9 protein-coding genes are annotated in these 11,918 nt (G+C 71.0%); 3 read left to right on the forward strand and 6 right to left on the reverse strand.

The window, feature by feature from the left end; genetic code table 11:
* Window positions 1-18: 18 nt before the first annotated feature.
* Window positions 19-993, reverse strand: coding sequence for a serine hydrolase domain-containing protein (locus BCL76_RS00180; RefSeq protein ID WP_109777215.1), 975 nt, complete (start codon window positions 991-993; stop codon window positions 19-21).
* 164 nt (window positions 994-1,157) lie between these two features.
* Window positions 1,158-2,732, reverse strand: coding sequence for an alpha/beta fold hydrolase (locus BCL76_RS00185; protein ID WP_109777216.1), 1,575 nt, complete (start codon window positions 2,730-2,732; stop codon window positions 1,158-1,160).
* A 472-nt stretch (window positions 2,733-3,204) separates the two neighbouring features.
* On the opposite strand from BCL76_RS00185, the gene BCL76_RS00190 reads away from it, so the two are divergent.
* Both BCL76_RS00190 and BCL76_RS00195 read left to right on the forward strand, forming a co-directional pair.
* Window positions 3,205-5,880, forward strand: coding sequence for a SpoIIE family protein phosphatase/ATP-binding protein (locus BCL76_RS00190; protein ID WP_109778248.1), 2,676 nt, complete (start codon window positions 3,205-3,207; stop codon window positions 5,878-5,880).
* A 122-nt stretch (window positions 5,881-6,002) separates the two neighbouring features.
* Window positions 6,003-7,148: an ABC transporter substrate-binding protein gene (locus BCL76_RS00195; protein ID WP_258309144.1), complete on the forward strand. Its 1,146-nt coding sequence runs from the start codon at window positions 6,003-6,005 to the stop codon at window positions 7,146-7,148.
* Window positions 7,149-7,288: 140 nt separating this feature from the next.
* On the opposite strand, the gene BCL76_RS00200 is transcribed toward BCL76_RS00195, so the two are convergent.
* The 4 genes from BCL76_RS00200 to BCL76_RS00210 all read right to left on the reverse strand — a co-directional run bounded on the left by BCL76_RS00200 (window position 7,289) and on the right by BCL76_RS00210 (window position 10,786).
* Window positions 7,289-8,503: a glycosyltransferase gene (locus BCL76_RS00200; protein ID WP_109777217.1), complete on the reverse strand. Its 1,215-nt coding sequence runs from the start codon at window positions 8,501-8,503 to the stop codon at window positions 7,289-7,291.
* The gene (locus BCL76_RS00205; protein WP_109777218.1) at window positions 8,500-9,300 is read right to left on the reverse strand and encodes a MerR family transcriptional regulator; all 801 of its coding nucleotides are present in this window, start codon (window positions 9,298-9,300) and stop codon (window positions 8,500-8,502) included. Before BCL76_RS00205 ends, BCL76_RS00200 begins: the two co-directional genes overlap by 4 nt.
* Window positions 9,301-9,393: 93 nt before the next feature.
* Complete coding sequence (locus BCL76_RS38730) at window positions 9,394-9,555, reverse strand: hypothetical protein (RefSeq protein ID WP_181382379.1); 162 nt, start codon at window positions 9,553-9,555, stop codon at window positions 9,394-9,396.
* Between the two features lie 4 nt (window positions 9,556-9,559).
* The gene (locus BCL76_RS00210) at window positions 9,560-10,786 is read right to left on the reverse strand and encodes an MFS transporter (RefSeq protein ID WP_109777219.1); all 1,227 of its coding nucleotides are present in this window, start codon (window positions 10,784-10,786) and stop codon (window positions 9,560-9,562) included.
* Between the two features lie 170 nt (window positions 10,787-10,956).
* Between BCL76_RS00210 and BCL76_RS00215 the strand changes: the two genes are divergently transcribed.
* Entirely contained in the window at window positions 10,957-11,724 is a 768-nt protein-coding gene (locus BCL76_RS00215; protein WP_109777220.1) for a DeoR/GlpR family DNA-binding transcription regulator, read from the forward strand.
* Window positions 11,725-11,918 lie beyond the last annotated feature (194 nt).

Genomic DNA, 11,918 nt, shown 5'->3' on the forward strand with positions numbered 1-11,918 from the left:
GTGCGGGATGTCCACCCGTCACTCGGTCCAGATGTCCAGCAGCTGATCGGCGGCTCGGAAATGGTCGGGCGAATCCACATTGCACACGACGGTCACGGCGGTGTTGCGGTCCGGGCTCACCTTGAAGGTACTGTGGAATCCCTCCCAGTCACCGCGGTGCACCAGGCTCTTGTCGGGGAGCTGGAGGATTCCGGCCCCGTACCGCCCTTCTTCGATGCCGCGCCCACGCAGGACGTCACCCACGCTCACCGCTCCCTCCGTGACGCCGGTGAGCAGATGCGTTCCGCCGATACGACCGGTGCGGTAGTTGTCGGCCCAGCGGACGAATTCCCCGGGCGTGGTCTGGACGGACCCGTCTCCGTACTGTTTCCAGGGAGAGGAATCGGGCGTGAAGGAGCCGTCCTTCTCGTCGTACGATTTCGCCTTGCCCGGAACGTCCACCGCCGGGGACAACACCATGCGCAGGTGCAGCGGGGTGAAGAATTCCTGTTGGAGGAAGGTCGGGAAGGGCTTGCCGGTGACCTTCTCGACGACGTGCGCCAGAAGGACGTAGTTGGAGTTGGAGTAGGAGAAGCGCTTTCCCGGGGGCTCTTGCGGCTGCGAGGCGAGGATGGCCGCGATCGCTTCCTCCTGTCCGGCCGGGTCCGTCAGTTCGGTGCCCTCGGCCTCCAGCAGGTCTTGGTAGTCGGTGATGCCGCTGGTGTGGCGCATCAGGTCGCCCACGGTGACGTCCCGCGCCCAGGCGGGCGGGTCGTCCAGGAAGTCGGACAGGGGGTCGGTCAGCGCGAGTCGGTGCCGCCCGGCGAGCAGGAGGACGGCGTCCGCGGTGAACTGCTTGGAGTTGGACGCCATGTCGAAGACCGTCTTCGAGGTGATGGGGCGCCCGGTCGTCAGATCGGCCTTTCCTCGCCCCGCCTCCCAGACGACGCTGCCCCGCCTCCCAGACGACGCTGCCCCGCTTGCCGACGGCTGCCGCGCAGCCAGGTCCGTCAGGAGAGGGCACCAGCTGCCGCAGAACCTCGGCGCTGCGTTCGTCGCGGTCGTCGCCGGACGCGTGAGCCTGCGGGGCTGCGACGCCTGCGAGTACCAGGGCGACCACGGCGCCCCGCACGGCGCACCACGACACCGTCCGACTCACGGACACCACCTTCTTCCGGTCACTTGGGGGTGATCGTGAACGGTTCCCATGTCAGGCCCGCCACGCAGCCGGTGTCGGGCGCGGTCGGACGGGTGAGGAAGGACGCCAGCACCTGCTGGGCGCAGGGCGACTGCGGGACCACCCAGTGGCCGATGCCGGGGATCCGAACGGTGGTCGACCGGGGCAGCGTGCGGGCGGTCTTCTGCGCCCAACTCGCCCCGGTCTTCATGTCGAACGTCCCGTTGAGGAAGAGCGTCGGCACCGAGGCGGTGGGGGCCACGCGCATCGCGGCGGTGCGGTCCGGGACGTTCCAGACGCGGCACACCTCTTCCTGGAAGGCCAGTTGGGGCGCCTGGGCCAGGACCGCGTCCGGCCAGTCGGGGAACGCCTCGCGTCCCGCCTTCAGCACGTCGGACGCCGAGTGGTCCGGTATCCACTCGCCGCACACCACCGAGTTCGTCAGACCGTGGGCGGTCTGGCCGACGACCTGGACCGAACCGGCGGCGCGGGCCCGGGCGAAGCGCTCCGGACGGCCGTGGGCGAGTTCGTCGATCGCCGCCGGGACATCCTTGAACGGGATCGCCTTGGCGACGAGCAGGTTCACCAGCGCGCCGCCGTCGAGCACGACCTTCACCGGGTCCCCGCCCTGCGGGGGCCTGACGTCCAGCGTCAGCGGATGGGCCTCCAACCTGCGCACCTGCTCGTTCAGGGTGCGTTCGAGGTCCGGGTAGCGGCTCTTGCAGGCGGGCTCCGCCGCGCAGGCCCGGTAGAGGTGGTCGAGCCCCTCCTCGGCGCCGGCCCAGGCGAACGGCAGGGAGACGTAGTGCGCGGGAGCGATCGAGTCGAGCGCCACCGCTCGGACCCCTTGGGGGTGCAGGCGCAGGTAGGTCAGGGCCAGGTTGCTGCCGTAGGAGTGGCCGTAGACGTTCCACCGCTCGATGCCGAGCGCGGTGCGCAGGTCGGCGAAGTCGGCGGCGTTCTCGGTGCTGTTGTAGGCGCTCAGGTCGGTTCCGTCCGCCGTGAGGCGGTCCCGACACTGCTTCACGGCGTCGAGCATGAGCCGCCGCGTCGACGGTGCGTAGGAGGGGAGTCCGACGGAGGTGGCGTAGAAGCGGTCCAGCTCCGGGCAGGCCAGGTCGGGCTTGTCGTAGAGATTGCCGCGCTGGGCCATGACGATCAGTTCGCGGTCCCGGTTCAGGCCGGAGGAGACCAGGTACGGGATGTCGTCGAAGGTCTCGCCGCCCGGGCCGCCCGACATGAACACCACGGGATCCTGGCCGGGTTTCGCCGAGGCGGCCGGGATGACCGCCACCGCCAGCCGGATGGTGCGGCCGCCGGGACGGGCCCGGTTCTCGGGGACCTCCAGGTATCCGCACCGGGCGGTGGCCAGCACTTCGATCGGCTCAGGTGTGCGGGGGCAGGGGCCCGGCACGAAACGTGACACGGCGGCCGGGTCGGGCCCGGTGTCACCGGTGATCGGGGTGGGGCCGGTGGGGGGCGGTGCGGCGCCGGCCGCACGCGGGGCCAGTGCCGTCAGAAGGCCCAGAGCGGTCGCGGCCGCTGCTGCCCCGATACGAAAGCTGGGCTTCGCCATGTGATCCCGCTCCTCTGCCGATCAACGGCTGCCCCTCGGGGCGACGCTGCGACGGTACGGATGGAACGCACGCAATCGACGCTACCAGCCGATCCGGCGCCCCGCGGAACGGAACGCGTCGTGAGTGCGCGGTCACGGTCGGGTGGGTTGTCGGCGCACCGGAGCCGACGGCCTAGGCCTCGCGTGGCACCTACGCCGGGGCGCGCCCCGTCCCTCCGGGCCGGTGCACGACGGCCCGGTCCCGCTCGGCTCCCCGCCGGGGCTGCGCCGCCCCGCTGCCGACGACGCGCGGAGGTTGGAAGATGGACGGGTGAGCAACTATCTGGGCAGCCTGCGGCGCCGGCTGCTCAGCTCGGTCACGAGCCCCTCCGCTCCCCCTCGTCGCCCCCGCTCAGGAGACGACCGGGAGCGCCAGGAGCACGCCCCGCCGCCCACGGGAGGGTCGGCCCGGCGGCCGCAGCGTCTTTCCTCGCTGCTGAGTGCGCGCAGCGTGGCCGGCGAGGTGTTCCTCCTCCAGCTGGCCGTCGTGGTCCTGCTCGTCGCCGCCGCGGTCGTGGCGCTCGTGGTGCAGGCCCGGAGTTCCGCGATGCTGGACGCCCGGCACCGTACGCTCGCCGCCGCCGGGGCGTTCGCGGAGTCGCCGGGGATCGTCGCCGCCGTGCGCAGCCCCGATCCGAGCGCGGTGCTGCAGCCCAGCGCCAAGGCGGCCGCGAAGATCGCCGGGGTCGACGGCATCAACGTGTACACGCTCGACGGAGTCACCCTCGCCCACAGCGACCAGGGGCAGATCGGCAAGCGCGTCGTCGGCCCCTTCTCCAAGGCGGCGGCCGGTACCTCCTTCACCGAGACGTTCGCCGGGTCCCTGGGGCAGTCCGTGGTCTCGGTGGTCCCCGTCAAGGACGACGACGGCAAGGTCGTCGCCGTCGTCTCCTCCCCCGTCACGGTCCAGAACGTGCAGAGCATGGTGAACGGGCAGCTGCCGGTCGTCCTCGGTACCGCGGCCGGGGTGCTCGCCCTGTCCGCGGGCGGGACGGCTCTGGTGAGCCGTCGGCTGCTGCGCCGGACCCACGGCCTGGGTCCGGCCGAGATGACGAGCATGTACGAGCACCACGACGCGGTGCTGCACGCCGTACGGGAAGGCGTACTGATCATCGGCGGCGGTGGACGGCTGCTGCTGGCCAACGACGAGGCGCGTCGCCTGCTGGACCTGCCGGCGGACGCGGAGGGGCGCCCGGTCGCGGATCTGGGTCTGGAGGAGGGGATCGCCGATCCGATCGCGTCGGGCCGTTCCGCGACCGACGAGCTGCACATGGCGGCCGATCGGCTGCTGGCGGTGAACATCCGGCCCACCGCCCCCTACGGGAAGGCCGGGACCGTCGTCACGCTGCGCGACACCACGGAGCTGCGGGCGCTCGCCGGCCGGGCCGAGGTGGCCCGCGAGCGGCTGAAGCTGCTGTACGACGCGGGGGTGCAGGTCGGTACGACGCTGAACGTGGAGCGCACCGCGGAGGAACTGGCGGAGGTGGCGGTCCCGCGGTTCGCCGACGTGGTCACGGTCGATCTGTTGGACCCGGTGCTGCGCGGTGAGGAGCCGCCCGAGGTGATCACCGAGATGCGCCGCACCGCCGTCGTCGGCATGCGGGGCGACCACCCGCTCTCCCCCGTCGGCGAGGTGATCAGGTTCGGGCCCACCGGCCCGATGGCGGCCGGGCTGGCCGGCGGGCGGGCGGTCCTGGAGGCGGACCTGCGGGTCACCCACCGCTGGCGGGCCCAGCACCAGGCGAACGCCGCGCAGATCCTGGACCGCGGCATCCACTCCCTGATCGTCGTGCCCTTGCGGGCGCGGGGCGTGGTCCTGGGCATGGTCGGCTACTGGCGGGGGCAGGACTCCCCGCCGTTCGACGGGGAGGACGTGTCGTTCGTCGAGGAGCTGACCGCCCGGGCGGCGCTGTCCGTCGACAATGCCCGCCGCTACACGCGCGAGCACGACATGGCCGTGACCTTGCAGCGCAGTCTGCTGCCCCGGGGCGTACCCGAGCAGTCCGCCGTCGAGGTCGCGCACCGCTACCTGGCCGCCAAGGCGGGGGTGGGCGGTGACTGGTTCGACGTCATCCCGCTGCCGGGGACCCGGGTGGCGCTGGTGGTCGGCGACGTCGTCGGGCACGGTCTCTACGCCGCCGCCACCATGGGCCGGCTGCGGACCGCCGTGTACAACTTCTCCACGCTCGACCTGCCCCCGGACGAGCTCCTGAGCCACCTGGACGAGCTGGTCGCGCACATCGACACCGACGAGCAGGAGTGGCAGGGGATCACCGGGGCCACCTGCCTGTGCGCCATCTACGATCCCGTCTCGGGGCAGGTGACGGCGGCCAGCGCCGGGCATCCGGGCCCCGCTCTGGTCGACCCCGACGGGACCGTGTCCTTCCCCGAGGTGCCGGTCTCCCCGCCGCTGGGGCTGGGCGCGGGTCTGCCCATGGAGACCATGTCGCTCACCCTGCCCGAGGGCTCCCGGCTGGCGCTCTTCACCGACGGGCTGATCGAGAGCCGCGACCAGGATCCGGACGCCGGTCTGGCAGCGCTGCGCGCCGCCCTGTCCGGGCCGGCCCGTACCCCGGACGAGACCTGCACCGCGGTGATCGACGCCATGCTGCCCTCCAGGCCCAGCGACGACGTCGCGCTGCTGGTGGCCCGCACCCGGCTGCTGGATCCGGCGCGGATCGCCGAGTGGGACGTGGAGCCCGACCCGGCGGCGGTGTCCCCGGTGCGCAACGCCTGCGCGCGCCGACTGGTGGAGTGGGGTCTGGAGGACCTTTCCTTCACCACGGAGCTCATCCTCAGCGAGCTGATGACCAATGCCATCCGCTACGGCACCGAGCCCATCCGGGTGCGGCTGCTGTACGACCGCTGCCTGGTCTGCGAGGTGTCCGACGGGTCCAGTACCTCCCCGCACCTGCGCCGGGCCGCGGACACCGACGAGGGCGGCCGCGGACTGTTCCTCGTGGCGCAGTTCGCCGAGCGCTGGGGCACCCGCTACACGGCCCGCGGCAAGATCATCTGGAGCGAGCAGGCGCTCCACGGCGGGGACACGCCGGCCTCGATGGATCTCGGGGAGGCGCTCCTGGCCGGGTGGGACGACGAGGGGTTCTGAGGCTCCGCCGCTACGGCAGCCGCAGGGAAGACGGCGGACACCACGGTCCGGGACTGCGCCGCCGAGGCTGCCGAACGTACGCTGGCATCGATCGGTACGCGTTAGCCCGTTATGGAGCCTTTGTGCCCTCACCCCGTCTCCGGACAGCCTTCCTCGCCGCCCTCCTGGCCCTCGCAGGGGCGCCCCTCGGCGCCTGCGGCGACAAGCCTGTCGCCGAGCCCAGCTCCCCCGCGGTGGCCACCTCCGCCGCGGACGCCGGCGGTATGGCGGCGCTGACCGCGGCGGCGAAGAAGGAGGGCACGCTCAACGCGATCGCCCTGCCGCGCGACTGGGCCAACTACGGCGCGCTGATCGACGGCTTCGAGAAGAAGTACGGGATCAAGGTCGAAGTGGAGAACCCGGACGGTACCAGCCAGGACGAGATCAACGCCCTGAAGGAGCACAGGCGGGACGGCCGCGCCCCCGACGTGATCGACGTGGGGGACTCGTTCGCCCAGTCGGCGGCCCGGCAGGGCCTGCTCGCTCCGTACGAGGTCGCGGACTTCGACCAGATCCCCGAGGAACAGAAGGACAAGCACGCCCGCTGGTACAACAACTACGGCGGCTACGTCTCGATCGGCTGTGACGCCAAGCGGGTGAAGACCTGCCCGTCGACCTTCGCCGACCTGCGCAAGCCCGAGTACAAGGGCCAGATCTCCCTCAACGGCAATCCCCTCCAGTCCGGCTCCGCCTTCGCCGGGGTGTACGCGGCGGCCCTGGCGAACGGGGGGTCCTTCGACAACATCCAGCCCGGCATCGACTTCTTCGCCGAGCTCAGCAAGAACGGCAATTTCATCCCGGTCGAGTCCTCACCGGAGACGATCGCGAAGGGGCAGACCCCGATCAGCATCGACTGGGACTTCCTCAACCTCGGATACGCCGACCAGTTCCGGGAGAAGGGCCTGGACGTCGACTGGCGGACCGCCATCCCCTTCGACGGCAGCTTCGCGGAGTACTACGCGAACGGGGTGAACAGGGATGCCCCGCACCCCGCGGCGGCCCGTCTGTGGCAGGAGTACCTCTTCAGCCCGGAGGGCCAGAACCTCCGGCTCGGCGCCTACGCGCGCCCCGTCCTCATGGACGCCATGGCGGAGGACGGCACCCTCGACAAGGCCGCCGCGGAGAATCTGCCGACGGTCGAGGGCACGCCGACGTTCCCGACGGAGGGGCAGCGGGAGAAGGCCCGCGAGACCGTCAACCGCAACTGGGCCAAGGACGTCTCGCACTGAGCCCCGGCGGGCTGTCGCGGTCCGGGGACGTGGGGCGCGCACGGAGGCGAAGCCGGGCGGCGGGGGGCGCGCTGTCAGGTACGCTTCCCCGCCGCCCGGGGTCTCAGGCGGCTCGGACGAGGACGAGGAACGGACTGGCGTCATCCATCGGTCAGCTGCTGGATGGTCTTGAGCGTCCGACCTGCTCCGTTCTCGGTCATCAGATGTTGTGCCGCTCTTGCGGCGGCTCGACTGTGTGTCTGCTGCCTCACTACTTGGTGAAGTGATGCGGCAAGCCGTTCGGCGGTAAGGGATCGGAAGGGGATCGGGTCGGTGGCCGCGCCGATCGCGGCGAGCCGACCCGCCCAGAACGGCTGGTCCGCAGTCACCGGTACGGTGACCGCGGGCACTCCGGCGCGCAACGCGGCGGCCGAGGTGCCGGCCCCGCCATGATGGACAACCGCGGCCAGCCGTGGAAACAGCACGGCGTGTGGTACTTCCCCGATCGTGAGCACGTCGTTTCCGTCGGCGGCAAGCCCGGCAGTGCCGGCTTGGAGGATGCCGCGCAGTCCGGCGCGGCGCAGGGCTTGCACAGCGATTTCGCTCAGCCGCTCCCCGTCACCGGCCGCCATGCTTCCGAAGCCGATGAGGACGGGGCGGGGTCCGGCACGCAGGAAGTCCTCCAGATCAGTAGGCAGCTGTTCGGCCGCCTCATGATGGGGCCACCAGTTGCCCACGACCTCCAGGCCGGAGGGCCAGTCGGCGGGACGAGGCACCAGGGCCGTGCTGAAGCCGTGCAAGACGGGCCAATTCGCCTGTCCCTGTCGTCGACGCACCTCGGAAGGCGAGGCCGGGGGCAGCTGGAGGCGGCGGCGCAGCTGTGCGACAGCCTGTTCGTAGATGCGGTCGGCCATGCGCAGTGCGAAGCGTCCGGTGGCTCTGTTGGCGAGACGGCCCAGTGAGCGGGAGCCTGTGACGACGGGCGGGAAGTCGCCTGTCGCCGCTGTGGGTTGGAGGTACACGCCGAGGCTCGGTGTGCCCGTGGCCTCGGTGAGGTGCCAGCCGAGCGGAGCCGTGGTGGTCGACAGCAGGAGCAGGTCCGTGCCACCGTCCATCACGTCGGCGAAACCCTGACCCAGTTCGGTGATGAACTCGGCGGCAGTGCGCATGAGTTCACGTTTGCCTGTGACGCTGCCACGCACCCGTGTGTCGGCGGGGAGGCTGCGAAATTCCAGCCCTGCCTCGCGTACGAGGGGTGCGAAGGTGTCTGTGGTGGCGAGGGTGACGTCGTATCCGGCCCGGCACAGTTCGGCACCCAGACCCGTGTACGGCGCGACATCGCCGCGCGATCCGGCTGCGGCGATCAGGACTCTCATCGGTCCTCCTCCAAATCGGTACGGCCTACTGCGTGGCGGCCCGCGTTGGCGTGCACCGCCTTGCGCGTATAGGCGGCCAGGCCCGGGCGCTGCTGCGACGGCGGAATGACCAGAGCGAATGCGCGCGGATCGGCGACGAAGTCGTCCGCGATGCGCCGGTGCATGTCGGGCGGGCAGGAAGTGAACCATCGTGAGATGTGCAAGCGGTGCTCCTCGGCGAGGTCCATGGCCCGCTCGCCGTTGCTCGGCTCCCCCTCGTCGAAGACCGCGAGCAGCTCCGCGCGCCAGGCGGCGGCCTCGCCCATGAGCCGACGCCAATCCGCTTTGGTGTGAGCAGCCGCGCGCGCCATCGCCTCGCGCTGCCCATCCGAGTGCGCCCACTTCAGTTCTGCCTCGGTGGCATAGCTCAGGTCGAAGGTGATCTCACCGAAGACCTCGAAGCGTTCTTGAGGAGTCAGGGGCACCCCGGTCTCCTGGACCTCGATCGCCCGTTCCGCCACCTCGGCCAGCCGCTGCAGCCTGGCGATCTCCTCACTCAGCTGCCATTGCCGCGCCCGGAGCCGCTCCAAGGGGTTCACCTGCGGATCCTTGAAGATCGCGGCGATCTCGTCGAGAGGGAAGCCGAGCTCACGGTAGAAGAGGATCTGCTGGAGACGGACCAGGTCAGCCTCACTGTAGAGCCGGTATCCGGCGTGGCTCCGGTCGCCGGGCGAGAGCAGCCCCGCCTTGTCGTAGTGATGCAGTGTCCGCACCGTCACCCCGGCGAAGGCCGAGACCTGCCCCACGGAGTAGCTCATCCACCTGCCCTTTCGTCGGTACACAGCCTCAGGCCTGACGTAAGGGGAGGGTCAACTCCCGCTCGCTGGGCCTCGGAGTGCGCCTTGCCCACCTCAAGTCCTGGAGGAGAGGATCTCCTCGGGCGGCAGTCCGAGCTCGCGGATGCGCCACGCGTAGGCGGCGGGTTCGGGCTTGGCGCTGCCGGCCGGCAGGCAGGCAGGCAGGCCGAGCAGGCGAAGAGGACGGCTTTCATCCTTCGGTTCCTCGCGTTCCACGGGTTCAGAGTGTGGTGACGGCGTCCGTACGTCCGCAGTCGCGCGAACGGGACACGCCACCGGGGTCGGGGGCGTTGCGGCGCAGCCACAGGCTCAGCGCACCGCAGACGACGGCGAGCAGGAACAGCAACAGCGGCACCGTCTTCACGTCCATCGTTTCGATGACGCCGCCCAGCAGGGGCGGGAACGCCACACCGCCGATCATCGAGGCGGCGATCACGTAGGCACCGGCGGCTCCCACGCCGGGCACGGCGCGGTTGAGCCAGGGCAGGCAGGTCGGGAAGATCGGCGCGATCATCAGGCCGACGCCGAAGTACGCGTACGGGGCGAGGGCCGGGACCGTCGCCAGGAGGAGGAAGCCCGCCATACCGACGCAGCAGACGAGCAGGATCGACGGCGCGGACCAGCGCAGGCTGATCGGCGCGGCGACGAACCGGCCGATGGTCATGGCGGCCCAGTAGGCGGAGGTGGCGGTCGCGGCGGTGGCGGCGCCGTATCCGACGGCTTCGAGGTGGGTGGGCTCCCAGCCGCCGACGCCGGTCTCGATGGCGACGTGCAGGACGTAGACGCCGATGAAAACCCCGATGATCGGAAGCACCCGGGCACCGCCGGCCGGGGTGACCGCCGCGGGGCCGGGGGCGGGCTCCCTGGCGGCGACCCCGCCGAGGGTGACGAGGATCAGCAGGCTGATCACGCCGGTGCCGATGAAGATCTCCGGATAGCTGTCCGCCCCGAGCCATCCGATCAGGGCGGGGCCGGCGATCGCGCCGATGCCGAAGTGCCCGTTCAGCAGGTTGAGCATGGCGGTGCTGCGGTGGCCGAAGCCGACGGCGAAGAGCTGGTTGAGGCCGTAGTCGATGCCGCCGAAGCCCAGGCCGATGACGAACGTACCGGCGAGAGCGAGGGCCCAGCTCGGGGAGAACGCGAAGGCGGCAGCGCCGGCGGCCATCAGCGCGTACGAGCCGCCGAGCAGCACCCGGTTGTTCAGGCGGCCCCGCAGCAGGTGGTAGATCAGCACGCCGAGGAGGGCGCCGACGAAGTGGGCGCTGAGGCTGAGCCCGGCCACGGCCGGACTGATGCCGAACTCGTCGCGCAGGGCCGGGATCGCCGGACCGTAGAGCGCCTGGAGCGCGCCGATCACGACGAAAGCCAGGCACGAGGCGCCGATCGCGACGGTGGTGAGGAGCGGCTTCCCCCCTTCCGGCAGTTCGGCCTCATGGATGGCGGTCATGGCTCTCCTCATCGGTCACGGCCGAATGAACACGATCAATGTGCGGAGCGGCGAGAAGTTCCCACCACTTCGCACACGCTACACACGAGGAATGTTCATTTCAACAGTTTGAATGTTCGAAACGCACATCCCAGCCATCCTCCGCCGCCGTCTGTGCTAAAAGCAGACACATGAACGTGATGGAAAGGCACAAGTTCGTCGTAGGACTGCTCATGCGACAGAACCGCGCGACGGTGGCCGAGCTGGCCGAGGCCACCGGGGCGTCGGAGATGACCGTCCGCCGGGACCTGGAGGTACTGGAATCCCGCGGAGCCCTGCGCCGCGTGCGCGGCGGCGCGGTGAGCAGCCTGCCCGGCGGCGTCGAGCCTCCCTACGCGATCCGGGCCATGTCCGGATCGCAGGCCAAGGAGCGGCTCGCGCGCACCGTCGTCGACCTGCTCACCGACGGCGAGACCGTGGCCCTGGACACCGGCACCACCGCCGTGGCCATCGCCAAGGCCATGGCGCACCGCCAACTCACCGTCGCCCCTCTCTCCCTGCACGCGGCCTTCGCCCTGTCCGCACACCCGGGCATCCGACTGGTGATGCCGGGCGGGCAGGTGCGCCCCGAGGAGTTGTCCTTCTACGGCTCCACCCCCGTGCAGACCTTCAAGGACCTGTGCTTCGACACGTTCGTCCTGGGATGCTGCGGGGTCGACCCCGTCCAGGGCGCCACCGCCTACAACCTCGACGACGTGGAGGTGAAGCGGGCGGCCGTCGCCGCTGCGCAGCGCGTGATCCTCGTCGCGACCGCCGACAAGATCGGCCGAGCGGCGCTGGGGCGCATCTGCGCCATGGAGGAGATCGCCCTCGTGGTCACGGACGCCCCCGCGGACTCCCCCGCGATCGAGGCGCTGCGCGACCAGGGGGTCGAGGTGGTCCACCCGGCGGACGACTGAGCCGCGCGGCCGACCCCGGCGGCCGGTGCGACCCGTGCGGACCCGGCGCGCGGGGCCGGCCGGTCGCTCGGGATCCATGCGTGCGCACCGCAGCACCTGGATCCACCTGTCACGGGATCGCGGTACCGGGGATTTCTCCGAGCGGATCGGGCGTCGTCAAGAGGCGTATTAGTGGGACTTTCGGGACCGTCCGG

This window comes from Streptomyces sp. CG 926, assembly GCF_003148825.1.
Lineage (GTDB): Bacteria > Actinomycetota > Actinomycetes > Streptomycetales > Streptomycetaceae > Streptomyces.

Coding starts and splice junctions, on each gene's coding strand:
- BCL76_RS00185 (WP_109777216.1), bottom strand. CDS start 2,732: ATGGCGAAGCCCAGCTTTCGTATCGGGGCAGCAGCGGCCGCGACCGCT.
- BCL76_RS00200 (WP_109777217.1), bottom strand. CDS start 8,503: ATGAGAGTCCTGATCGCCGCAGCCGGATCGCGCGGCGATGTCGCGCCG.
- BCL76_RS00205 (WP_109777218.1), bottom strand. CDS start 9,300: ATGAGCTACTCCGTGGGGCAGGTCTCGGCCTTCGCCGGGGTGACGGTG.
- BCL76_RS00210 (WP_109777219.1), bottom strand. CDS start 10,786: ATGACCGCCATCCATGAGGCCGAACTGCCGGAAGGGGGGAAGCCGCTC.
- BCL76_RS00215 (WP_109777220.1), top strand. CDS start 10,957: ATGAACGTGATGGAAAGGCACAAGTTCGTCGTAGGACTGCTCATGCGA.